Below are 22,687 nucleotides of genomic sequence, written 5' to 3'. Positions count from 1 at the left end.
TCGTGTTCCTGGAGGCTTGAAAAAGGCGGTACGATTCTCCTTAAGCCACGGGAAAATATGTGAAAAAAATCTGAAATGAAACTTGCGAAGTGGCTTTTCAGCTTCAATTTTCAACAGACTGGTTGGTTGACGAGCGATACTATCTGATCTACCAATATTAACAATTGCTATCCGGGGCACTGCTAGAGGAGCGGCATTTCCCGGTTTTGCAACAGGTTCTGGGAGGGACTGGCATGCATACTCTGGCACATTCCGTTGTGGTGGTTACGGGGGCAGCGACCGGCATAGGGCGTGCTCTGGCACTGGAGGCAGCAAGACGCGGCGCGGCGATCGTGGCAGCGGATATTTCCGACGCAAGCGACACGGTCCAAACGATCAGGCAATCGGGCGGGCAGGCAATCGCTGTCGAGGTCGATGTCGCAAGCTTCGACAGCATGGCGGAACTGGCCCGGCAGGCAGTCGATGCTTACGGTCGTGTCAATGTCATCGTCAACAATGCGGCGGTGGGCGAGGGGTCTGCCCCGCTGGATATTGCTGATCCGCTTGCCGTGAAGCGGATTTTCGACATCGGTATCCTGGGTGTCTTCAATGGCATCCGCGCATTTGCCGATGTGATCAAGGCCGAAGCGGCTCAAGGGCATTTTGCCGCGATCTTGAATGTCGGTTCGGAGCATTCCCTGGGTGTTCCTCCGCATGTGATGCCGATCAGCCCCTATACGGCCTCCAAGTATGCGGTTCTCGGTCTGACGGATGTGGCGCGGCGTGACTTTCAATCCTATGACGTCGGCGTTTCGCTTCTGGCGCCGGGTTGGGTGCGAACGGAAAGAATCCAGGCGGCAATTGCGTCGTCGCCCGAATTTGCAGCCGCGATCGATCCCTTTGCGCAAGAGACCGTTCTTGTGGCGCGCCTGGCCTGGGACGGCCTTCTGGCTGGCAAGGACACGATCGTGACCAATCCGGTCAGCCGGGCTTTTGCCCTGGAGCGGGCCCGAAAAATGGTTGCGGAGTTCGAGCAGCCGCTGGCATCCGAATTGCAGGATCTGGCGCATCACGGCGCGGGCGGTGATCCGGGCAAGTGTCCGTTTGCCCATCTGGCCGCCGCACGATAGGGCGCGCAGGCGACCTGATATCTTATGACAAGCAGTGAAAGCATGACAGGCAATCCCGACCAAAGAGCATAAGGGTTTGACGTGTGAATGCAGCTTCCTCTGTCCTGCAGGACATCTCCCCCACAAGGCGGGAGATCAGCAGGACGGCGCCTCTCGGGATCAGTTGGTCGACATGATTGAGTGGATTTCGAGGTTTGTGAGGGGCGTGGCCGTTTGAGCGGCCTGGTCTTTCCCTTGAGGGGGAGGTGTCGGGCAGGACAGGGGAGCAGACTAAGCAGGATACCGGTCGTCTCAAAGGATAGCGGCCTGCAGGTGTAACGAGTTGAATTGCATGACGGGAGGGTCATTTGGCGAAAGTGGTATTTGTACATCCGGACGGTCGTCGGGAAGAGCATGAGGGCAGTGATGGGCAATCGGTGATGCGCGTCGCAACGAGCAATCTCGTTTCTGGCATCATCGGGGAATGCGGCGGCGATTTGTCCTGCGCGACCTGTCATGTCTTTGTCGATGCAGCCTGGGCCCAGTCGGTGCCAACCAAGACAGCTGCCGAAGATGACATGCTGGCTGTTACCGCCGAAGAGCCGACCGAATTCAGCCGCCTTTGCTGCCAGATCTATTGTGGTCGTGAAACGGATGGCATCGTCATCCATATTCCAAGGATACAACGGTGATGCAACAGGACAATGTCGTCATCGTTGGCGCCGGGCAGGCAGGCGCCGAACTTGCGGCCTCGCTTCGCTCCCTGGGCTATCTCGGCCAGATCACGCTTCTGGGGCGGGAGGCGCAATATCCCTATTCGCGTCCTCCGTTGTCGAAGGCCTATCTGCTGGGGCACTGCGGTACCGCAGACCTCCTGATCCGCGATGCGAGCATGTATGCGCAGCAGGGTGTAACGGTTCGTCTGAGTGTTGAAGTCGATTGTATCGACAGAGACGCAAAGACGGTATCCTTGAAAGACGGCGAGACGATTGCGTATAGCGACCTTGTCCTGGCCACCGGCGGTTCACCACGGCGTCTGCCGAATCCGGAACTGGCAAACGCATTGAACGTCTTTTACATCCGCACGCTTGAGGATGTGGACAGGCTGAGGCAGCGCTTTCATTCCGGCATTCGCCTCGCCATTGTCGGCGGTGGCTATATCGGCCTGGAGATCGCCTCGGTCGCAAGGCGTGCGGGCCTTGAGGTGACGCTGATCGAGGCTACCAACCGCGTTCTGGCGCGCGTCACCTGCCCACCGGTGTCTGACTTCTTCCAGCGCATTCATGCCGAAGAAGGCGTGCAGATCAAGCTGCAGAGCACAGTGTCCGAGTATGTGACCGATGCTGGTGGTGATGTCAGTGCTTTGGTGCTGGGCGATGGGGAGCGGCTTGATGTGGACATTCTCGTCGTGGGCATCGGCCTCATCCCGAACACGTCTCTTGCCGAGCAGGCCGGCCTTGGCGTGGACAATGGTATCCTGGTTGATGACTATCTGCGCACACCCGATCCGCATATCTACGCCATCGGCGATGTGGCACGCTTTCCCGATACGTTGAGCGGAACCCTGCGGCGCATCGAATCCGTTCCCAATGCCGCCGAGCAGGCCCGAACGCTCGCAGCAACGCTGCTGGGAACGCCGACCCGTTTCATGTGCATTCCCTGGTTCTGGTCCGATCAGTATGACGTGAAGATGCAGGTGGTTGGTCTTTCGGCCCCGGATGACGAAGTCGTGGTGCGCGGAGATGTGAGCGAAGGCCGCAAACTCACGGTCTATTACCTGCGCAAGGGTGTCTTGAGCGCCGCCGATGTGGTGGGAAGCCCTGCAGATTTTGCCGTGGCCAAGAAATTGATCGCCAATGGTGCTGTGGTCGATCCGGTTCTTCTTGCCGATCCGAATTCCAATCCGCGCAGCTTTCTGAAAGCCGGATAAGCCGATCCTGCTGAGGATCTCGAATACGTTTTGGGAATGTAGGGGACATCGCGACCGAGGAGGGTCCGTTTCCTGCATTATGAAGCAACCAACCGGTTGATTGAATGTCGCGTTGCGGCGCATTTTGGAGGAGTAATGCTATGGGAATACATGAAAAGATGGATGTCGAGTTTCCGGACCTGACTGATCCGCGCAGCTTTGTCGAGGCGGTGCCGCACGAGGCCTTTGCCCGGATGCGGGCGCTGCCCGGTCTGTACTGGCAGCCGACCAATCTGGGCACGGCCAATGGCGGTTTCTGGGCCGTGACGCGCTTTGCCGATATTCTCGCCGTGGAAAAGGATACCGACGCCTTCACGTCGACCCGTGGCGGCTCCTATCCGGGGATGAACCAGTCACCCGAGGTTGCCGGCATGAGCGCTGACAACCTGATGATGACCGACCCGCCGCGCCACAGCCACTTGCGCCGCGCAGCGGCCAAGGGATTTGGCCCCCGCGTGGTTGCCAATTTCGAGCCATGGGTGCGTGACATCGTCAATGATGTGCTCGACCGTCTCGAGACCCTTGATGAGTTCGACTACGTGGAAGAAGTCGCGCGCACCGTTCCGGCAAGGGTCGTTGCGCGTGTTCTCGGCACGCCGCGCGAAGATGAAGATCAACTGGTCAAATGGGCGCTGATGACGTTCGAGGCCTTGCAGGAGACCGTCAACCTGCCCGAAGGCACGCACATGATCAGAGGTCTTCACAAGGTCATGATGGAGGTGATGCCCTATGCGGAAAAGATCCAGAAGATCAAGCGGGAACATCCGGCAGACGACATGTTCACCGAACTTGGCGCCTGCGTCGATCGTGGCGAACTAACGCAAAGCGAGTTTTTCAACTGGATGTTCCTGATGATGGTGGCCGGATTCGAGACGACCCACACCGCAATCGGGCAATCGATGCGCATGTATCTCGAAAATCCGACTGTTGCGGAACGCACGGAACGCGCCATCCGAGAAGGCATTGCCTCGCGCGCCGTGGATGAATTCGTCCGGATGATCAGCCCGCCTATGGAAATGGCCCGCACCGCTACGCGTGACATGGACTTTGCCGGTGAAAAGATCCGCAAGGACGATGTGATGGTTCTCTACTTCACATCGGCCAATCGGGATGCTGCCGTCTTCAAGAATCCCGATGAGTTCGATCCCTGGCGCACCGAGACGGATACGCTGGCCTTCGGCAGCGGCGTGCATCGCTGTATTGGCGCCTATCTCGCCAATCTCGAGCTTCGCGTTCTCTGGGAGGAAATCCACAAGCGCAAGATCAAGCTTGAACTGAATGGCACGCCCAAGCGCGGCTGGTCGGTCTTCATCAACCAGATCACTGCTTTGCCCGTGCGCCGGGTCGCATCGTAATCACCGATTACCGGTCAATCTGACAGGGCAGACAAGGTTCAGCTTGTGGCTGGCGGCGGGGTCGCTGCCAGCCGGCGTTTCTGCGCGGCTATGTGAGGCAGGAATGCCAGGGACTGAGTATCAGGCGAATGTATTCCCGCGAAATTGAGGGTGCGGGGAAGGGATGGGAACGAGATCCGGAAGTCCATCTGGAGGAGAGATGGGCTGCATTCATGCATCCGTTCCTGGGTTGAAGCATAATTTGGAGGAGGAACGCATGAACGATGTGAATCACAATGGATTTTTTGGCGCAAGACAAGGCTTGGTAAAATACCGGCTGCGCCGGATAGATGCGTGGACCGGAACCCTTGCTGCAGCCCTGATTGCCGGGGGCTTGGTTACGCCAGCCTTTGCGCAGGAAAAGACTGCTGAGCCCAAAGCCCCGCCAGCCAAGGGCACCACAACTGCCTCGGTTCCGTCGGCTCCAGCCAAGCCCAAAGCGAAGGCCGCGCCCGCAATCCAAGCGGGCGGTGATGCTGAGAAGCCGGCCGCGCCCTTGTCGCCGGGGCGGCTGGATGCGACATATGGATATAAGGGCTGGACCACGTATTTTCCCTCCTATGCCGATACCCTGTCGCAGGATGCCGGCGGATATCGCTCTACGCTTGCCGACTACGGCTTTGGCTTCCTGATGCTGTCGGGCCAGATCTTCCAGGCCAATATGCTGGATACGCCGCGTCAGGTGCCTGCATCCTTTCCGGCCTGCACACCCGCCAATCATCTCGGCGGCATCTGTGCCGGCAATCAGGCCTATTTCGGCCAGAGCCCTTCCTATTACAGCATCTACAATCCCTTTCTCACCTATGATCTGGGTCAGGTCGGGCTTGATGGAGGCCAGCTGGCTGTCAGCGCCATGCTGACCCGGACCGATGACGAGGCTTTCAGCCCCGACACATTCCGCCTGGATACGCTGTCTTACTATCAACCCATGCTCGACAATAAGCTCGAGCTGAAAGTTGGCTGGCTGTCGGTATCCAACGAGTTGATCGGGGTAAACATCGGGGGCAACTACGGCAGTCCCTTCGGTTCCAGCGCCACGATTCCCGTCGAGCTCGGCATGTCATTCTCGCCGGCGGCGGCACCTGCCGCACGTTTGAAATGGAATATCGACAATGCTTTCTACAACCAGTTCGTTGTCCAGCGCAGCCTGCCCGTCAATGGTCCAACCGGCAATCCGATCTATGACGAGGTCAATAGCGGGCGCAGCGGCGGGCTGAATTTCGGTTCCGACGTCGATGGTACCCGTGTCTTGTTTGCCAATGAATTCGGCTACAAGACGCCGGCCATGCCGGGCAGCCCCTCGACCTGGATCAGGGCGGGCGCCATATACAATACGTCGGATTTCCGTGACTTTTCGCAGCTGGCGACGAATGGCACCAAATCCGGTTCTCACGGCTTCTACTTCCTGGCCGATCGGCAACTCTGGCAGCAGGATCCGTCTTCGCCAATGACGGCCTATCGGGGCATTTATGGCGGCGTCAGCGCCATGTACACGCCGCCGGAAACGGCCGCCTTCTATCAGAACTATGAAGCGCGTCTCTACTGGATCGGTCCCTTCGATTCCAGGCCGACAGACATGGTCTCGGTCATCTACAGCCGCAATGAAGTCAGCCCGGACCTGTCCAATTTCGTCAATGGCTTCAAGTCTTTCACCAATATCGGCGCAAATCGGAATACCAACACCATCTCGGCCGCCTATACCGCTCATGTCCGACCCGGTGCATTCGCTTCGATCGGCGTTTCCTATACCGACAATCCGAGCATCAGCTATTTCGACGGTCAGGGTTCGTCCTTCAATATTGTCGCAAGCCTCTTCACGGCGTTCTAAGCCTTGCCACAAGCTGTGCCTCCGCAGGACGTTTGGCTTGCGGAGGTATTCAATCGCCTATCGTCGCGCGACGGTAGAGAAATCGGAAAGCAATGGAGCGACCATGCGTTACACTCTCTTGGGACGGTCAGGCTTGCGCGTATCGGAGCTTTGCCTTGGCACCATGAACTTCGGGAATACGGACTGGGGCATTGCGCAAGAGCCAAGCCGGGCGATCATGGAAGCCTACGCCAAGGCGGGCGGTAATTTCCTCGATACCGCCCACATCTACGCCGATGGTGAAAGTGAACGGATTGTTGGTGAATTCATTGCCGCCGATCGCGATCATTTTGTGCTGGCGACGAAATATGCGCTCAGCAACGGACGGGACATACTGCGATCCGGCAATAGCCGTCGCACGATGATACGCTGTGTCGAGGAGAGCCTGAAACGGCTTGGTACAGACTATATAGATCTATTCTATGTCCATGCCTGGGATTTCACCACTCCGCTCGATGAGATGATGCGCGGCTTTGAAGATCTGGTTTCGTCGGGCAAGGTTGCCTATGTCGCGGCGTCGGACATGCCCGCCTGGGAGATCAGCCGCGCCAATATGATGGCTGATCTGCGCGGATGGGCACCATTCATTGGCATCCAGGTGGAATACAGCCTTGCCAAGCGCACGCCAGAGCGCGATCTTTTACCGATGGCAGCCGAGCTCGATCTGGGTGTTCTCGCCTGGGCGCCGCTTGCTGGCGGTGCGCTTGTTTCCGGCAGCGGCCCGCGTGACCGTATGCGCGCCATTCGGACCGATGCAAAAACCATTGAAATTGCTGGTCTTGTTGCCACTGTTGCCGCCGAGAAGGGAGTTTCCGCTGGCCAGATTGCGTTGGCTGCCCTGCGTCAGCTTGGCCGTCATCCGAAGGTCATTCCCATCATCGGCGCGAGTAGCGTCGAACAGATGCGGGACAATCTGGCCTGTATTGATATCCGCCTCGACGAGGCGCAAATGGAGAGGCTCGAAGCGGCAAGCCGGGTGGATCTCGGATTTCCGCATGAATTCATTGCGTCCGAATACGCGCGTCGGCTGCTGACCTCGGGCAATGACGACCGACTTGAGAACCACCGCGCGCAATGAGTGGGATCCTATCCCATGGGGTGGTGTAGCTTCGATGCCCGCCGTGCCTTGCGGACAGAGCCTGGAATGGGTCGGCTTGCCGCTGGCAGGCGGATCAGTGGATCATCGCTCATTATGGCGATGGTTTCCGGTGTCATGGAGCGGGACCTCTGGACGGCCCCTTTGATGGCATGGGGGACCTTCTTCCGCCGTTCGATGAAATGCCCGATCAGCCGGTCGAGTTCATCCAACGTGGGTCTTCGATCGCGTTGCGCTGACCGGGTTATGATACCCATTCGGCGGGCAACCTTGACAGCGTCCTTCATCTTCTGCTCGTTGAACCGATAGCCCCACATCGGCCGCGCGATTGCGAAGATTGCCCCGAGATGGCTGGCGTAGTTTCCGACGGTCTGTGGCTTTGCCGTGAGTAACTGCAGGAATTCAACGATGTCTTTCGCTTTAATCGATGAGCAGGGCATGTTGGCGATGTCGTAGTTCTTGATCGCCGTTAGGACCTGCGCTTTGGTTCGAGCAACCCCTTTGACGGTTTCCTCGGTGTAGCGATCAATGATTTTGCCCAGCGTCGTCGGATCGGGATTTTTTGATGTGATGATTGCCCCTGGTTTCGAAAGTTCCCGCTCGCGCTTTGAAATCCAGGCTGCCGCCGCCGGACGTCTGTCAAAGGTCTCGGTCTCGTGATAGACTTCACCATCCCGCACAACCCGCATTCGTGCCATGTAGCCCGTACTGCCGTCCTTGCGCTTGCGTGCGGTGATAGTGCCCATAACCGTGCCTCAGTTGGTACTTTGTACCAAATTCAGTGCTATAATCGGCGCAAGAAACACTGAACGAGCGTAAACGAGAAGATGAATAAGGTTCTGTAAGTGTCTGTAAGAAAACAAAATACCTATTTCAAAGCTCCCGTCTTCGCCGTTGCGCCGATGATCGACTGGACGGATCGGCACTGCCGCTATTTCCACCGGCAGCTGTCGGGCCGGGCGCTGTTGTTTACCGAAATGGTGGTGGCTGATGCGATCATTCATGGGCCGCGCGACCGGCTGCTTGGCCATCATGCGGCCGAGCATCCCGTCGCCTTGCAGCTCGGCGGATCCGACCCGAGAAAGCTCACAGAGGCCGTCAGGATCGCTGCGGATTTCGCCTATGACGAGATTAACCTGAATGTCGGCTGCCCCTCGGACCGGGTGCAATCCGGCACGTTCGGTGCCTGTCTCATGCGCACACCGGAACTGGTGGCGGACTGCGTTTCGGCGATGAAGCGGGCAACCGATCTGCCTGTCACCGTCAAATGCCGCATCGGCGTCGATGACCAGCAGCCGGATGCGGTTCTGCCGGACTTTCTGGCCCGCATGGTCGGCGCCGGTGCAGACGCGATCTGGATCCATGCGCGAAAGGCCTGGCTGCAAGGGCTTTCCCCGAAGGAAAACCGCGATATTCCGCCGCTGGATTATGATCTCGTCACCCGGATGAAGCGCGAAAATCCGCAGGTTTTCATCGGCATCAATGGCGGCATTACCGATCTTAACCAGGCGCTCGCGCATCTCGCCCAGGTCGACGGGGTGATGCTCGGCCGCGCCGCCTATCAGAATGCCGGCCTGCTGACGGAGGTGGATTCGGCGATCTATGGCAAAAGACCCCTCCCTGATCCCTCCCCACAAGGGGGAGGGACATCCCCTTTCGACTGGCTGGCGCTCTGCGAGAGGATGATGGCCTATGCCGAGAGCGTCGTGGCCTCCGGCGGGCGGCTCAATCATGTCACGCGCCATATGGTTGGCCTGTTCCAGGGTTTTGCCGGCGCGCGCCGCTATCGCCAGATCCTGTCCTCGAAGGCCACCACGCCCGGCGTCGGGCCGGAGCTGATCGCGGAAGCTTTTGCCGCCGTGGATATCGCAGGCGGCGCAAAAGCCGCATCGGGCAGTTCTGGCAATGGCTATGGCAAGGGCTCTGGTTTTGACCAGAGCGAGGGGCGGGGGATTGGCGCGGGCGACGGTACCCGGCTGGCCGGCTGAGTTTCCGGCAGACGCGCCGGCTGAATGTCCTCCCGGCTGGCCTGCTCACAGGCTGCGGGCGTCAGTGGCGCTTTGGCAGGCTGTGGCGCACTGTGTTGCCGTCCCGCCGGCATTGAGCCTATCGGTTGAGGTCACGGCCAATACCGCCATATCGCCAATCCGTTCGGCCAGCTGCCTGGCAGCGGTCAATCGCACGCCCGCCAGAGAATCCGCACCGCAAGCGTGCTGTGTCGCCCTGCATCAGCACCTCACTTGCGTTGCTTGTGCCTGCATACGGTGCTCAGGACATGATCAGGCCACCGTCGATATTGATTGTCTGGCCGGTGATATAGGCGGCGTCGGCGGAGGCGAGAAATGCCACGAGCGCGCCGACCTCGGCTGGCGTTCCGGCGCGCCCCATCGGGATGCCCTCTACCCATTCGGCCATCAGTTCACCAGGCCCATATTGCCCGAGCATTTTGCCCCAGACGCGGTCGTTATAGTCCCACATTTCGGTGTGGATGATGCCGGGGCAGATGGCGTTGACGGTGATGCCCTCTCGCGCCAGTTCCTTGGCAAGGCTTTGGGTCAGGCCGACGACGCCGAATTTGGACGCGGCATAATGCGGCGTATAGATGAAGCCCTGCCGCGCCTGGCCGGACGCGGTGTTGATCAGGCGGCCTTTCATGCCGCTGGCGCGAAAGCGGCGGATGGCCTCCTGGCAGCAGAGAAACACACCCTTGGTGTTGACGTCGAGATTGAGATCCCATTCCCGCTCGGTCAGGTTTTCCACCTTGGCGATGGTGATGACACCGGCGTTCTGAACCGAGATGGACAGGGGACCAAGTCTTGCTTCGGCCTCTCCAAAGGCGTCCTGCACAGCTTTTCCATCGGTCACGTCGAGAACAAGGCCGATCACCTCCGTGCCGGTCATGTCCGCAAGCTTCGATGCCGTGTCGGGCGTGTCCTTGTCGATGGCAGCGATGGCGACTTTCGCGCCTTCTTCTGCAAAGCGCTTGGCAATGCCTGCGCCGATCCCCTTATTGCCACCCGTGACGAACACTGTCTGGCCTGCAAAACGTCTCATGGTTTCCAACCTCCCATTGCGCAGCCAAGCAGCGGTCGGTCTCGGGCGAGATCAGGCCGTCAGTCTGGCTGCTGTGAATTTGTCCGTGACGAGCACGTCGATGACGCCCAGTCTCAGGGCACCGGCGATCGCCTGCGTCTTTGATTCCCCGCCGGCCAGCGCCATGACGCGACTGGCGCTTTTCAGGTCTTCCAGCGAAATGCCGATGACCCGCTCGTTGAGGGGGGTCTCCACCGGCTTGCCGTCCTTGTCGTAGAAGCGATAGGAGATTTCACCCACCGCACCGGCATCCTGCAGCATGGCCATTTCCTGGCGCGAAAAGACATTGCCGGACCGGGCAAGCAGTTCGGATGGCTCCACTGCGCCGATGCCGATAATGGCAAGGCTCAGGCGGCCAAAGAGATCCATCGTGCCGCGCACGACCGGATCGGCCAGCATCACAAGCTTTGCCTCACGCGATGATGTAATGCCCTGCACCAGCAGAAGCCGCGGCTCTCCGCCGGTCAGTTTTGCAAGACGCGCGGTCAGTTGCGTGGCATGGGTCTGGACGGCGGCCTCACCCATGCCGCCAAGGATCTGCACAATATATTTGGCCTTGCCGCTCTTCAGCGGATGGATGTTGTCGACCATGCGCAGAATGGTCTGGCTCCAGCTGGACACGCCGATGATTTCGTCTTGTTGAAGCGTCACTTCGAGGAAATGCGCCGCCGCCTCTCCGATGCGCGCCATAATGGCGCCATCGCGATCTTCCGAGCAGTCGATGACGATCGCCTCTGTCAGGCCATATCGTTCACGCAGTGCCGTCTCCAGATCGGCAAATGTACCGGGCGGCGGAATGACGGTGGTGCGCACAATGCCTTCCACCTCGGCCCGCTTCAGCATGCGCGACACGGTTGCCTGCGACATGTGCATGGTAAGCGCAATCTCTGCCTGGCGCTTGCCTTCGACATGATACATCTGCGCAACGCGGGCAATCAGTCGAAGCTCGTTGAGACGTCCCATGATCCCTCCAGGGTGTGAATTTTTATTCACCCATAGTTGAAGTCGCGGGAGCGGTCGAGCGGAAGATTGCATCCTGCCACACCTGAAGCCGGGCGTTTGCATCGGATGGTTGCGGGGAAAGCGCTGTCCTTGCGCGCGGCAGGGCTGCGATGGCGGCGAGATCCGGCCATACGCCGAGCGTGAGACCCGCCAGATAGGCGGCACCCAGTGCCGATGCTTCCGGGGCATCGCACTGGAAGATGGCGTGACCCAGCGTGTCGGCCACGCATTGCATGAGAAATGTATTCTGGCTTGGCCCGCCATCGGCATAGAGGTGGCCAAGCGGCGCAGGCGACTGGGCGGCCATGGCCTGGAAGACATCGTAAACCTGGAAGGCCATGGAATCAGTCACCGCCCGCGCCATCTGGGCGCGCGATGTGTTGAAGGTGATGCCGGAAAACAGCGCTCGCGCATCGGCATGCCAATAGGGGGCGCCAAGCCCGACAAAGGCCGGCACGAAGCCGGGGCCTTCCGGTGCAGCGGTCGCGGCCAGATCAACGAGTGCCTGCACATCGGCAAGCCCGAGGATTTCCACCATCCATGGCAGGGCCGCCGCCGACACAAGAATATTGCCTTCGAATGCATAGGTCGGCCGCCCGCCAATCGACCAGGCGATGGTGGTGGTGATGCCAAGGCTTGGCGCAATGAAGTTTGGCAGCGTGGTCATAATCGACGATCCGGTGCCGAAGGTCACCTTGCCGTCGCCGGGATTGAAAGCGCCGTGGCCAAACAGCGCGGCATGGCTATCGCCGATCGCGGAGGCAATCGGAATGCCATCGGCAAGGCCTGGCACATTGCGCGTTTCGCCGAACCGGGCCGCGCTGTCGCGCACCTGCGGCAGAGCGGAGCGTGGCACTTCAAACAGGCGGCAGAGATCGTCGCTCCAGTCGCGGCGATTGAGATCATAGAGCTGGCTGCGGGCTGCATTCGATGCATCGCAGGCATGCACTGCGCCATCCGTCAGGCAATGGATCAACCAGGAATCAATCGTGCCCAGCCGAATGGGCCGGTCGGCGGGTGCGCGATCGATCAGCCATTTCATCTTCGGGGCGGGAAACATCGGGTCGATTGGCAGGCCAGTCAGGGCCTGAACCTTTGTAGAATGGCCGGCCGCATTCAGTGCGGCGCAGGCCGGTGCCGAGCGCCGGCATTGCCAGCTGATCACCGGGCCAAGCGGCTTGCCGGTCTCGGCATCCCAGATGGTGACGGATTCGCGCTGGTTCGAGATGGCAATCCCGACAATTTCGACGGCAGGAGCCTTGCCGAGACATGCGGCAATCGCCTCCAGGACAGAGGCCCAGATCCGCTCAGGGCTCTGCTCGACCCAGCCCGGCTGCGGGTGGGAAATCCCGACGGCAGAGGCGCCCCGCGACAGGATTTCGCCGCGTGTCGAAACAAGTACCGCCTTCGAATTGGTGGTGCCCTGGTCAATGGCAAGGATCGCCGTGGTCATGCTGGCTCCGCAAAGGAAAGGAAGCGGCCGCAAAAGCTGCCGGCCGCTTCAGAGGGACGATGGGGCAGTCTGGCGATCAGGCGCGGCCGGTTTTGCGCGCGATCAAGGCCTGGGCTGCTGTGGCAATGGCATCAGGCGACATGCCGAATTCGTCAAGCAGGAATTCTGCCGATCCGGTGGGTGCAAAAATGCCCGGCACGCCGAGGATCTTCATCGGAACGGGCGCTTCGGCAACGACGACTTCGGCAATGGCTGAACCAAGGCCCCCAAAGGTGGAATGTTCTTCCGCCGTCAGAATGGCGCCGGTATCGGAGGCTGCCGCAATCACGGCCTCCACGTCAATCGGGCGCACGGTTGCCATGTTCAGCACGCGCGCTTCAATGCCCTGTGCAGCCAGAATGGCGGCGGCCTTCATCATGCGATGCGTCAAGGTGCCGTTGGCAATCAGCGTGATGGCATCGCCGTCCCGCAGTAGATTGGCTTTGCCGGGCACGAATATGTGGCCGGGTGGCAGGAGATCCGGCACGCCGACGCGCGACAGGCGCAGGAAGACGGGTCCCTCATACTGCGCCGCCCATTCCACGGCAGCCGCTGTCTCGATCGAATCGCAGGGCGCGATCACCGGCAGGTTCGGCAGCACCCGCATCCAGGCGAAATCCTCGATCGAATGGTGTGTGGGTCCAAGTTCGCCATAGGCCATGCCCGACGAAATGCCGACAAGTTTCACATTGGCATTCGAATAGGCAATATCGGCCTTGACCTGCTCCAGGGAGCGCCCGGTGAGAAAGCAGGAGGCGCCGCAGACGAAGGGCAGGAGGCCGCCATTGGCAAGGCCTGCGCCAACGCCGACCATGTTCTGCTCGGCAATGCCGACATTGACCAGGCGTTCCGGCCATTTGGCCTTGAAGCCACCGAGCTTCGAGGAGCCGACGGAATCATTGCACACGGCGACGATCTTGGAATTGTCCGCCGCCATCCGCTCCAGAACGGAGACAAAGGCATCGCGGCAATCGTGAAGTTTGGCAGGTGTCGTCACGGCGTTCATCAAAGCACCTCGGAAAGCTCGGCTAGGGCAATCTTATATTGTTCTGCATTGGGCACTTTGTGGTGCCAGTCGACCGTGTCCTGCATGAAGGAAATCCCATGCCCCTTGTTGGTATGGGCCACGATGCAATGCGGGCGGGTCGTGCGGTGTTGCAGGGCTGGAATGATCTCACTCATCGCATTGCCGTCGATCTCGGTCACGTCCCACCCGAATGCCTGAAGCTTCGAGGCGAAGGGGGCCAGATCATTGGTATCCTTCAGGGCGGCACCCTGCTGGAAGCGATTGTGGTCGATGATCAGTGTCAGGTTGTCGAGGCCGAACTGCGCTGCTGAGGAAATCGCTTCCCAGTTCGAACCTTCCTGCATCTCGCCGTCGCCGGTCAGGACATAGGTATGATAGCCCGCACCGGTCAGCTTTGCAGCCTTTGCGATGCCGACCGCGACCGGCAATCCGTGGCCGAGCGGTCCGGTATTGGTTTCGACGCCGGGCACTTTATTGCAGTTCGGGTGGCCATTCAGCCGCGAATGCGGCTTGAGGAAGGTCGAGATCTCGTCCTCCGGCAGGAAGCCGCGCTTGGCAAGCGTCACATAGAGCGCCAGCGCCACATGTCCTTTCGACAGGATGAAACGATCCCGGTCGGGATGCTTGGGCTGTTCCGGCCAGATGCGCAGGACCTGGAAATAAAGCGCTGTCAAGATATCGATGGCCGACATTTCTCCACCGATATGGCCGGCACCGGCGTCATAGACCGCTTGAAGATCGCGAAGACGTATCTGTCTGGCGATGCGCTCGAGATCATTCGGCTGCATGGAATCCTCACTTTGAATAAATATGCGTTAGGTAATATAATTGCATTTGTTGGCAGGGTGTCAAGCGTATGCCGCAGAAATTATTGTTCATCTGTTGCTTATGCGGTGGTTGACAGGTCCAAGTTCGATCGGATACGAATTTACACACAAGCATGAATAATTATGCTGTGCCATTCAACTAATGGCTCTGCATGTGCATTTGGGAGGGCTGGATGCTCGCATCCGTAAAAGATGACAACCGAAACGCCGGTGCCGGCGTGTTTTCCGTGTTGAGAGGCGCCACGGGGCCGCTGATCGGGCTTATCCTGCTCTGCATCTTTCTCTCTTTTGCGACAGACAAGTTCATGTCTGCGCGCAACCTCCTCAATATCCTCGACCAGATCACCGTGCTCGGGATCATGGCCGTCGGCATGACGCTGGTGATCCTGATCGGCGGGATCGATCTTGCGGTCGGTTCGGTCATGGCGCTGACAATGATGGTGATGGGCTATCTTTCCAGCCAGATCGGTCTTCCGCTTGGAGCGGGAATACTCCTGGCGCTGGCGGTTGCGGCGGTCACGGGGGCTATATCCGGTGTGCTGATCACGGCGCTCGGTGTGCCGGCCTTTATCGCGACGCTGGCCATGATGTCGGTGGCGCGCGGGCTTGCCAATATGATCACCGATGGCCAGCAGATCGTCGGCTTTCCGTCCTGGTTCAGCCTGCTTGCCTATACCCGCTTTGGCGGATTCCTGACGCTGACCGTGGCCATCATGCTGGTCGTCTTCGTGCTGGGCTGGCTCTATCTGCGCTATACGCCCGGCGGCCGGTCCCTCTATGCGATTGGCGGCAATCAGGAAGTCGCCCGTCTCGCCGGCATCAATGTCAGCTTCTATACGATCGGCGTCTATGTGGTCTCGGGCCTGCTGGCCGGACTTGCCGGTGTCGTTCTGGCGATGCGGCTGGATTCGGTGCAGCCAACCGCCGGCGTTTCCTACGAGCTTGATACGATTGCAGCGGTCGTGATCGGCGGCACCAGCCTTAGCGGCGGCAAGGGCGGCATTATCGGCACCATTATCGGCGTGCTGATCATCGGCGTGCTGCGCAACGGTCTCAATCTTCTGGGTGTTTCGCCCTTCCTGCAGGCGGTTGTCATCGGTGTGGTGATTGCCCTTGCGGTGGCCGCCGAAGCCGTCAAGCAAAAATGAAATTTGGCGTTGCGCCAAACCCTGGTGGCGGCGCTGCCAGTTCAACGCCGGGCGATCATGCCAGGCAAAACTTCGGCCCTGCGATGGTAGCAGGTGCCCGAATTCAACGGAGGAGATCTACCATGACATTCAAGACAGTTCTTTTGGCAGCCGTCGCGCTCGCCACCACCGCCCTGAACCCGCTCGGCGCTTCGGCTGCCGAAGTGAAGAAGATCGGCCTTGCCGTTTCCAACCTTCAGGCCGACTATTTCAACCAGATCAAGATCGGCGTTGAAGCCTATGCCAAGGAGAAGGGCATCAAGGTCATCACCGTGGACGCCAAGAATGACGGCGCCACGCAGGTCAGCCAGGTCCAGGATCTTCTGACGCAGGGCATCGACGCCTTCATCTACATTCCTGCCGGTGCCGCCGCTGCCGCCGTTCCGACCCGTCTTGCCAAGCAGGCCGGCATTCCGGTCGTCAACGTCGATCGCAATGCGGCTGACGCGCCGGGCGATACTTTCATCGCCACCGACAATGCCACGTCGGCCTATGAAGTGTGCAAGCACATCATCGGTCTTGCCGGCGGCAAGGGCAATATGCTGATGATCCACGGCCAGAAGGGCACGACGCCGGAAGTCGAGCGCACCAAGGGCTGCATGAAGGCCGTTGGCGAGAATGCGGGCGTCAAGGTTGTCGCCGAGCAGTGGAGCGAGCAGTGGTCGCAGGCTGAAGGCCTCAATATCGGTCAGAACCTTCTTCAGGCCCATCCCGACGTTACGCTGATCTTCTCGCAGTCGGATGGCCTGGCTCTGGGCGCTGCCCAGGCAGTCAAGGTCTCCGGCCTGTCGCAGCGCGTCTATATCGGCGGCTTTGACGGCGATACGACGGCTCTGCCGATCCTTGCACAGCGTGGCTTCGATGCGACAGCTACCCAGCAGGTGCGCGGTATCGGCCGTCTGGCCGTTGACAGCGCGATCAAGCTGGCCGCCGGCGAAAAGCTTCCCGCCGAGCAGCTGCTTCCCGGCTTCCTGACGACGCCGGACAATGCGGCCAAGTTCGTCGCCGAGCATCCCTGATCTGAACGGAAGGCAGTGCCATGACCGCCCAGGACCTTACTCCCATTCTCTCCCTGCGCCAGATCCGTAAAGTCTATGGATCATTGCAGGTGCTGCATGGCATCGATCTCGATGTGAGGCCAGGCGAAGTCGTGGCGTTGCTGGGTGAAAATGGCGCCGGAAAATCGACCCTGTCGAAAATCATTTCCGGCGCCGTCCAGCCCTCCGGCGGTGACATGACATGGTTCGGGGCGCCTTACGCCCCGGCCAGCCCCCGTGCAGCCATGGATGCCGGCTTGGGCATGATCCATCAGGAGCTAAAGCTTCTGCCGCAGCTGTCGATTGCCGAAAACGTGTTCATGGGGCGCTACCTGATGAAGGGCGGCCGCATTGACCGGCGCGGCATGGAAGAGAGGGCGCATGCCGGTCTGCAGCGCCTCGGGCTCGATATCTCGCCACGCCGTGTGGTTGAAGGTCTTTCGACGGCCAAGCAGCAGCTGATCGAAATTGCCAAGGCGATGACGCTCAATGCACGGCTTCTGATCCTTGACGAACCGACGGCGGCGCTGGGCGGCGAAGAAACACAATTGCTGTTCCGGCAGATCGAACGGCTGAAGGCCGATGGTGTCGGTATCATCTATATTTCCCATCGCCTGGATGAAATCCGCCAGGTCGCCGATCGCGTCGTCGTCATGCGCGACGGTGCCAAGGTGCAGGAATTCGACAGCGGCAATGTGCCGGTGCGCACCATCGTGGAAGCCATGGTCGGCCGGTCGCTGGAGCGTATGTTCCCAGCCATTCCCGTGCCGCAGACGGATGTGATGATCGAGGTGCGGGACCTCTCATCGCCGGCGCGCACGTTCAACAATATCAATTTTTCGGTCAAGCGCGGCGAAGTCTTCGGGATTGCCGGCCTTGTCGGGGCAGGGCGCACCGAACTGGTGCGGGCCATTGCCGGCGCCGATCCGATTTCGAGCGGCGAGGTTATTCTTGACGGTGTGACGATCACGCCGCGCTCGCCGCGCGATGCGATCCGGAACGGCATTGTGCTTGTGCCCGAAGACCGAAAGCTGCAGGGACTTGTCCTTGATCATTCCATCCAGGAAAATATCGGCTATGCGAACTTGGATAGGGTGGCGCGCCGCGGTGTGGTCACATCGCGCCAGATGAGCCAATTTGCCGATGCATATATTGGAACCTTCGGGGTCAAGGGCCGGGGCAGCCAGAATGCCGGCGAACTGTCCGGTGGCAATCAGCAAAAGGTCGTCCTGGCAAAATGGCTGGCGCGCAAGCCAAAGGTGGTCGTGCTGGATGAGCCGACACGCGGTATCGATGTCGGCGCGCGCTCATCGATCTATGACACGATCATGGATCTGGCCCGCGAAGGTGTCGCGGTTATCGTCGTCAGCTCTGATCTGGAGGAAGTGCTTGGCGTTTCCAACCGGATCATGGTCATGGCGCAGGGAAAGCAGGCCGGCATTCTGGACCGGAGGGACGCAAACGACGTCTCGGTCATGGAACTGGCAACGATTTGAAGAGGAATGGACATCATGTCGGACATCACACTGAACGCCCCGAAGCTGTTTGATCTTGGTGGCAATGTCGCGCTGGTGACGGGCGCCGGCAGCGGCATCGGCCAGCGGATCGCCATCGGATTGGCCCAATGCGGCGCCGATGTCGCGCTGCTTGATCGGCGCACGGATGCGGGTCTTTCCGATACCGCGCGGATGATTGAACAGGCTGGCCGTCGCAGCATCCAGATTGCCGCTGACGTCACGCAGTCGGCTGCACTGACCGAGGCAGTCGAACGCTGCCAGATGGAACTGGGGCCGCTGACGCTTGCCGTCAATGCGGCCGGCATTGCCAATGCCAATCCGGCAGAGGAAATGGAGGAAAGCCAGTTCCAGACGATGATGGACATCAACCTGAAAGGCGTCTTCCTGTCCTGCCAGGCTGAAGCGCGTGCCATGCTGAAGAACGGGCGCGGATCGATCGTCAATATTGCCTCCATGTCCGGCGTCATCGTCAATCGCGGCCTCAACCAGTGCCATTACAATGCGTCCAAGGCCGGCGTGATCCACATGTCGAAATCCATGGCCATGGAATGGGTCGGGCGCGGCATCCGCGTCAACACGATCAGCCCCGGCTATACGGCAACGCCGATGAACACGCGGGCGGAAATGGTGCACCAGACGAAGCTTTTCGAGGAACAGACCCCGATGCAGCGCATGGCCTCGGTGAATGAAATGGTGGGACCTGCCGTGTTTCTTCTCTCGGATGCCGCAAGCTTTGTCACCGGTGTCGATCTTCTCGTCGATGGTGGATTCTGCTGCTGGTGAGCCGGATAAACATTTCCGGATCGGTGACAGTCTGACTTTAGCGCTTGAAATTATGCTGCAAGTGCTCTTATCTCTACAATGTTCTCAGGGCGGGGTGTAACTCCCCACCGGCGGTATCCGGCTTTGCCGGGAGCCCGCGAGCGCTTCCATTTCGGTGGAAGGCAGCAGATCCGGTGCGATGCCGGAGCCGACGGTTATAGTCCGGATGGAAGAGGACATCGTCTGCGACGCCACCCGCAAGGGGAAGGCGTAGGCTTTGTTCGCCCAAGGGATGGATGGCGACCGTAAGGTCGTGGTTTGGCCGCTGACGCGGTGACCCTTGAAAGGCACAGGAATGACACTTTCGACGATTGAAGAAGCAATCCACGCATTGGCTGACGGCGGCATGATTGTCGTCGTGGATGATGAGGATCGCGAAAACGAAGGCGATATCATTATCGCGTCCGATGCCGTGACCCCCGAATCCATTGCGTTCATGATGAAGCATGCCCGTGGACTTGTCTGCGTGGCCATGCAAGGCGAGCGGCTGGATGCGCTCGACATACCGCTGATGGTTCCCAAGAATACGGAATATCTGAAGACGGCCTTCACCGTCTCAATCGATTACATAAAGGGGACGACAACGGGAATTTCCGCCGCCGACCGGGCGGCGACCGTGCGGGCGCTGATGGACGAGACAGCCGGCTCCGAGGATTTCGCCCGGCCCGGCCACATCTTCCCATTGCGCGCGCATCCAAACGGCGTGCTGGGACGGCCTGGACATACGGAGGCCGCTGTCGATCTGGCGCGTCTGGCGGGCAAGCGGCCCTCCGGCGTTATCTGCGAAGTGGCCAATGACGATGGTACGATGGCGCGATTGCCGGACCTCATGACATTTTGCCAGTTTCACGGCTTGCCGCTGATCAGCATCAAGGACCTCATTGCCTATCGCAAGACGCAAGGTACGCCGGTATCTGCGGTTGCTGCCTGAATACTGCGCGTCTGGCTGGGAGACAGGTCAGGTGGACGGAGGCGGTGCAAAAGCCGCATCGGGAAGCTCAGGCAATGGCCATGGCCATTGCTCTGGCCATAGCAGGGGCTCTGGCTCCGATCAGAGCAAGGGGCAGGGGATTGGCGCGGGCGCCGGCGCCCGGCTGCCCGGCTGACTGTTCTCCCAGCTGGCCTGCTCACAGGCTGCAGACGCCGGATCAGCGCTGTGGAACACACCGGCGGTGACAAGCCAGCGCTTCAACGGCCGCCAGTCTCGCTTTGGCAGGCTGTGGTGCAGCGTGGCGATGGCGGTCGCCAGACGATCCGGCAGGACTGGGTGGGCAGGCCGGCATCCCTCATCGCCGCCGCCAGAAGGCGGATCTTCTGGTCATCCTCCATACTGTCTTGCATCTGTCCGGTCTCCCGCCTCTGGTGTCCTGCTGTGTCTGCTTTTGCCTCAACCTTTGGCCGCTCATGCGCGGACACGGCTTTGCCGTCACGCGACCCATGGCGGCCCGTGCTGTGTTCCTGATGTCGTCGTCGCATGGCCGCTGCCATGCGCTTTTCTCGGTCGGGGCGCTGAAAGCTGCCTCGTAAGGGTTTGTTAGGGTGACACCTTTCTGCGCCCCGTTCGGCATTTTTATCCGCCGGTTCGGCCTCTCTGCCTGAAAGGATCGGCTGTTGCCTTTTTCCATCGCCGTTCCCGGTGTTTCCATGGGTGGAAAACCCGAGCGGACAACGGGCGATGAGGCCCCGAACCGTCCTTCCCCTTGCGTGCCCCACGAAGCCGCCCGCGATCTTCGATCGCGGCAAGCTGGCTTCGATTCAAATATTGGAGCATGTAGCTTTCGTTCGGCTGCGCCGAACGGGACATGCTCACACACCCGACGCGCCGCTGGGCGGTTTGACAAGGATTGGCGCTTTCGTCCGACGCGCCTCTCCTTCCTCCCGTGTCGTCGGGGGGAGACCGTTTTGACGGACTCGGATGATGGGGTTTTGCGTCTTGCCCCCATGACCCGGACCGGCCCCGCATCGCCGGCACGCCTGCCGGTGTATCCGCTGCGGGACAGGGAGAGTGTAGGCATGGCGTGTGGCGGCGGGGATGAGATTTTTTGTCGGGCGAGGAAAAAGGACCCACACTGGCTGCCACGTTCGTCCCTGCAATCGATTCACAGGATCGATTGCTTCGCTTCGCGAACCGCTCCTCACCCCACCTCAAGGGGGAGACCGTAGGCGGCACCCGCCCAGGCTCCGATCGGCGTAAGCGGGTCGGCTGGGTTAAAGCCCTCCCCCTTGTGGGGAGGGTTGGGAGGGGTTTTGGGTTCTTAACGACGACCGTTGTCGGCGTGCGGGTGGCGCACCCCCCTCTGTCCTGCCGGACATCTCCCCCTCAAGGGGGGAGATCGGCCAGTAGACCGCGCTCAGTCCGAAAGACGCTGCAGCGTTGAACGAAAGGTCTATTGTAAGAGGAAGCATCGGCCACACGGTGATCTCCCCCCTGGAGGGGGAGATGCCCGGCAGGGCAGAGGGGGGCGTTCTTGCGCAAAGACCAACTGCACCGCCGTGTTTGCGGGACCGTGCGTAGATCCTCGGCTCAAGGCCGAAGAATGACGGCGTGCTGGGTGGCGGTTGCTGGCATACGATAGGTTGGTGGGGTGGAGGCCGTGCGTCCTGCCGATCTCCCCACGTGGGGGAGGGAGTGCCCCTCATCCGGCTACCGCCACCGTCTCCCCGTCTTGACGGGGAGAAGTGAGTCGTGGCTCTGCTCTACACTCCAAATAGGACGCCTATTCCAGCAGCTTGCGCAGGCGCCAGGGATATTGCGAGTTCGGCTCGGCGATGTCGTCCACCTTCCAGCCGCCTTGTTCACGCACCAGCGAATAGAGGAGCGTAACCTTTTTACCATTGCGGAAGGTGATGGTCACCTGGGCCTTGTCGCCCTGTATGGCGGGCGTGCCGATCTTGAGGTTTGTCGCCGCACCATCTTGTCCATTGATCACCGGATCAAATTCCAGCGGGCCCACTTCGCCCTGCAATGCCTCGTTGTAGGTCCGGAAGAGGGCGATCAGGTCCTTCGAGAAGAAGGGTGTGTAGAAGGTCGGTGCAGATTCTGGCGTCTTTTCGATGTCATAGGCGTAGAGTGCCTTGATCAGCACCTCGGGGGTCTTGAAGGTCTGCGCCCAGGCACCGGCTGCTGAGAGGGCCAGCAGGAGGACACCGAAGAAAAGGGATGCTGCGCGCATGATGTGTAAACTCCTGGTTGCGTATGTTTGATTGGTACATGAACGGAGGGCGGGAGACCAGGGACATTTCTGGGTGCAATTGCAAGGGCAATGGAG

20 protein-coding genes and 1 riboswitch are annotated in these 22,687 nt (G+C 60.1%); of the genes, 12 read left to right on the top strand and 8 right to left on the bottom strand.

Features of this window, described 5'->3' with window-relative positions; translation table 11 throughout:
- Window positions 1-233 precede the first annotated feature (233 nt).
- The 6 genes from E8M77_RS07385 to E8M77_RS07360 all read left to right on the top strand — a co-directional run bounded on the left by E8M77_RS07385 (window position 234) and on the right by E8M77_RS07360 (window position 7,396).
- Entirely contained in the window at window positions 234-1,109 is an 876-nt protein-coding gene (locus tag E8M77_RS07385) for an SDR family oxidoreductase (protein WP_137129991.1), read from the top strand.
- 356 nt (window positions 1,110-1,465) lie between these two features.
- The gene (locus E8M77_RS07380; protein ID WP_246659187.1) at window positions 1,466-1,780 is read left to right on the top strand and encodes a 2Fe-2S iron-sulfur cluster-binding protein; all 315 of its coding nucleotides are present in this window, start codon (window positions 1,466-1,468) and stop codon (window positions 1,778-1,780) included.
- Window positions 1,780-3,018 (top strand): FAD-dependent oxidoreductase, encoded by a 1,239-nt coding sequence (locus tag E8M77_RS07375; RefSeq protein ID WP_137129989.1) that lies wholly within the window; start codon window positions 1,780-1,782, stop codon window positions 3,016-3,018. Before E8M77_RS07380 ends, E8M77_RS07375 begins: the two co-directional genes overlap by 1 nt.
- 140 nt (window positions 3,019-3,158) lie before the next feature.
- Complete coding sequence (locus E8M77_RS07370) at window positions 3,159-4,412, top strand: cytochrome P450 (RefSeq protein ID WP_170975780.1); 1,254 nt, start codon at window positions 3,159-3,161, stop codon at window positions 4,410-4,412.
- Between the two features lie 256 nt (window positions 4,413-4,668).
- On the top strand, window positions 4,669-6,279 hold the full coding sequence (locus tag E8M77_RS07365; RefSeq protein WP_170975779.1) for a carbohydrate porin: 1,611 nt from the start codon (window positions 4,669-4,671) through the stop codon (window positions 6,277-6,279).
- Window positions 6,280-6,382: 103 nt separating this feature from the next.
- Window positions 6,383-7,396, top strand: coding sequence for an aldo/keto reductase (locus E8M77_RS07360; protein WP_137129986.1), 1,014 nt, complete (start codon window positions 6,383-6,385; stop codon window positions 7,394-7,396).
- Between the two features lie 8 nt (window positions 7,397-7,404).
- On the opposite strand, the gene E8M77_RS07355 is transcribed toward E8M77_RS07360, so the two are convergent.
- The gene (locus E8M77_RS07355) at window positions 7,405-8,160 is read right to left on the bottom strand and encodes a hypothetical protein (protein ID WP_205910470.1); all 756 of its coding nucleotides are present in this window, start codon (window positions 8,158-8,160) and stop codon (window positions 7,405-7,407) included.
- A 99-nt stretch (window positions 8,161-8,259) separates the two neighbouring features.
- Here E8M77_RS07355 and dusA point away from each other — a divergent pair, with 99 nt between their 5' ends.
- Window positions 8,260-9,402 carry a tRNA dihydrouridine(20/20a) synthase DusA gene (gene dusA, locus E8M77_RS07350; RefSeq protein ID WP_137129985.1) on the top strand — a complete coding sequence of 381 codons (1,143 nt, stop codon included), beginning with the start codon at window positions 8,260-8,262 and terminating at the stop codon, window positions 9,400-9,402.
- 280 nt (window positions 9,403-9,682) lie between these two features.
- Here dusA and E8M77_RS07345 read toward each other — a convergent pair whose 3' ends face one another.
- From E8M77_RS07345 to E8M77_RS07325, 5 genes are all read right to left on the bottom strand, one after another.
- The gene (locus E8M77_RS07345; protein WP_137129984.1) at window positions 9,683-10,468 is read right to left on the bottom strand and encodes an SDR family oxidoreductase; all 786 of its coding nucleotides are present in this window, start codon (window positions 10,466-10,468) and stop codon (window positions 9,683-9,685) included.
- A 51-nt stretch (window positions 10,469-10,519) separates the two neighbouring features.
- Entirely contained in the window at window positions 10,520-11,470 is a 951-nt protein-coding gene (locus E8M77_RS07340; RefSeq protein WP_137129983.1) for a sugar-binding transcriptional regulator, read from the bottom strand.
- A 22-nt stretch (window positions 11,471-11,492) separates the two neighbouring features.
- Complete coding sequence (locus tag E8M77_RS07335; RefSeq protein WP_137129982.1) at window positions 11,493-12,962, bottom strand: FGGY-family carbohydrate kinase; 1,470 nt, start codon at window positions 12,960-12,962, stop codon at window positions 11,493-11,495.
- A gap of 76 nt (window positions 12,963-13,038) precedes the next feature.
- The gene (locus tag E8M77_RS07330; RefSeq protein WP_137129981.1) at window positions 13,039-14,007 is read right to left on the bottom strand and encodes a transketolase family protein; all 969 of its coding nucleotides are present in this window, start codon (window positions 14,005-14,007) and stop codon (window positions 13,039-13,041) included.
- Window positions 14,007-14,816, bottom strand: a complete 810-nt coding sequence (locus tag E8M77_RS07325) for a transketolase (RefSeq protein ID WP_137129980.1) — start codon at window positions 14,814-14,816, stop codon at window positions 14,007-14,009. The genes E8M77_RS07330 and E8M77_RS07325 overlap by 1 nt, the downstream gene beginning before the upstream one ends.
- 212 nt (window positions 14,817-15,028) lie before the next feature.
- On the opposite strand from E8M77_RS07325, the gene E8M77_RS07320 reads away from it, so the two are divergent.
- From E8M77_RS07320 to ribB, 5 genes are all read left to right on the top strand, one after another.
- The gene (locus tag E8M77_RS07320; protein ID WP_137129979.1) at window positions 15,029-16,003 is read left to right on the top strand and encodes an ABC transporter permease; all 975 of its coding nucleotides are present in this window, start codon (window positions 15,029-15,031) and stop codon (window positions 16,001-16,003) included.
- Window positions 16,004-16,125: 122 nt separating this feature from the next.
- The gene (locus E8M77_RS07315) at window positions 16,126-17,061 is read left to right on the top strand and encodes a substrate-binding domain-containing protein (RefSeq protein ID WP_137129978.1); all 936 of its coding nucleotides are present in this window, start codon (window positions 16,126-16,128) and stop codon (window positions 17,059-17,061) included.
- A gap of 20 nt (window positions 17,062-17,081) precedes the next feature.
- Window positions 17,082-18,575: a sugar ABC transporter ATP-binding protein gene (locus E8M77_RS07310; protein WP_137129977.1), complete on the top strand. Its 1,494-nt coding sequence runs from the start codon at window positions 17,082-17,084 to the stop codon at window positions 18,573-18,575.
- A 15-nt stretch (window positions 18,576-18,590) separates the two neighbouring features.
- Complete coding sequence (locus E8M77_RS07305; RefSeq protein WP_137129976.1) at window positions 18,591-19,379, top strand: SDR family oxidoreductase; 789 nt, start codon at window positions 18,591-18,593, stop codon at window positions 19,377-19,379.
- Between the two features lie 76 nt (window positions 19,380-19,455).
- A riboswitch (FMN riboswitch) is annotated at window positions 19,456-19,600 on the top strand.
- Between the two features lie 113 nt (window positions 19,601-19,713).
- On the top strand, window positions 19,714-20,349 hold the full coding sequence (gene ribB / locus E8M77_RS07300; protein WP_137129975.1) for a 3,4-dihydroxy-2-butanone-4-phosphate synthase: 636 nt from the start codon (window positions 19,714-19,716) through the stop codon (window positions 20,347-20,349).
- Between the two features lie 257 nt (window positions 20,350-20,606).
- Here ribB and E8M77_RS23860 read toward each other — a convergent pair whose 3' ends face one another.
- Window positions 20,607-20,759 carry a hypothetical protein gene (locus tag E8M77_RS23860; RefSeq protein WP_170975778.1) on the bottom strand — a complete coding sequence of 51 codons (153 nt, stop codon included), beginning with the start codon at window positions 20,757-20,759 and terminating at the stop codon, window positions 20,607-20,609.
- Window positions 20,760-22,135: 1,376 nt separating this feature from the next.
- Window positions 22,136-22,591, bottom strand: coding sequence for a DUF3828 domain-containing protein (locus E8M77_RS07290; protein WP_137129974.1), 456 nt, complete (start codon window positions 22,589-22,591; stop codon window positions 22,136-22,138).
- Window positions 22,592-22,687 lie beyond the last annotated feature (96 nt).

Origin of the sequence: Rhizobium sp. FY34, assembly GCF_005222845.1 — a bacterium.
Classification (GTDB): domain Bacteria; phylum Pseudomonadota; class Alphaproteobacteria; order Rhizobiales; family Rhizobiaceae; genus Neorhizobium.
This window is presented reverse-complemented; position numbering and strand designations above follow the sequence as displayed.

Excerpts from the sequence above, each read along its gene's own strand:
- E8M77_RS07385 (WP_137129991.1), top strand. The coding sequence starts at position 234 with ATGCATACTCTGGCACATTCCGTTGTGGTGGTTACGGGGGCAGCGACC.
- E8M77_RS07375 (WP_137129989.1), top strand. The coding sequence starts at position 1,780 with ATGCAACAGGACAATGTCGTCATCGTTGGCGCCGGGCAGGCAGGCGCC.
- E8M77_RS07370 (WP_170975780.1), top strand. The coding sequence starts at position 3,159 with ATGGGAATACATGAAAAGATGGATGTCGAGTTTCCGGACCTGACTGAT.
- E8M77_RS07365 (WP_170975779.1), top strand. The coding sequence starts at position 4,669 with ATGAACGATGTGAATCACAATGGATTTTTTGGCGCAAGACAAGGCTTG.
- E8M77_RS07360 (WP_137129986.1), top strand. The coding sequence starts at position 6,383 with ATGCGTTACACTCTCTTGGGACGGTCAGGCTTGCGCGTATCGGAGCTT.
- E8M77_RS07355 (WP_205910470.1), bottom strand. The coding sequence starts at position 8,160 with ATGGGCACTATCACCGCACGCAAGCGCAAGGACGGCAGTACGGGCTAC.
- E8M77_RS07345 (WP_137129984.1), bottom strand. The coding sequence starts at position 10,468 with ATGAGACGTTTTGCAGGCCAGACAGTGTTCGTCACGGGTGGCAATAAG.
- E8M77_RS07340 (WP_137129983.1), bottom strand. The coding sequence starts at position 11,470 with ATGGGACGTCTCAACGAGCTTCGACTGATTGCCCGCGTTGCGCAGATG.
- E8M77_RS07335 (WP_137129982.1), bottom strand. The coding sequence starts at position 12,962 with ATGACCACGGCGATCCTTGCCATTGACCAGGGCACCACCAATTCGAAG.
- E8M77_RS07330 (WP_137129981.1), bottom strand. The coding sequence starts at position 14,007 with ATGAACGCCGTGACGACACCTGCCAAACTTCACGATTGCCGCGATGCC.
- E8M77_RS07325 (WP_137129980.1), bottom strand. The coding sequence starts at position 14,816 with ATGCAGCCGAATGATCTCGAGCGCATCGCCAGACAGATACGTCTTCGC.
- E8M77_RS07320 (WP_137129979.1), top strand. The coding sequence starts at position 15,029 with ATGCTCGCATCCGTAAAAGATGACAACCGAAACGCCGGTGCCGGCGTG.
- E8M77_RS07315 (WP_137129978.1), top strand. The coding sequence starts at position 16,126 with ATGACATTCAAGACAGTTCTTTTGGCAGCCGTCGCGCTCGCCACCACC.
- E8M77_RS07310 (WP_137129977.1), top strand. The coding sequence starts at position 17,082 with ATGACCGCCCAGGACCTTACTCCCATTCTCTCCCTGCGCCAGATCCGT.
- E8M77_RS07305 (WP_137129976.1), top strand. The coding sequence starts at position 18,591 with ATGTCGGACATCACACTGAACGCCCCGAAGCTGTTTGATCTTGGTGGC.
- ribB (WP_137129975.1), top strand. The coding sequence starts at position 19,714 with ATGACACTTTCGACGATTGAAGAAGCAATCCACGCATTGGCTGACGGC.
- E8M77_RS23860 (WP_170975778.1), bottom strand. The coding sequence starts at position 20,759 with ATGCAAGACAGTATGGAGGATGACCAGAAGATCCGCCTTCTGGCGGCG.
- E8M77_RS07290 (WP_137129974.1), bottom strand. The coding sequence starts at position 22,591 with ATGCGCGCAGCATCCCTTTTCTTCGGTGTCCTCCTGCTGGCCCTCTCA.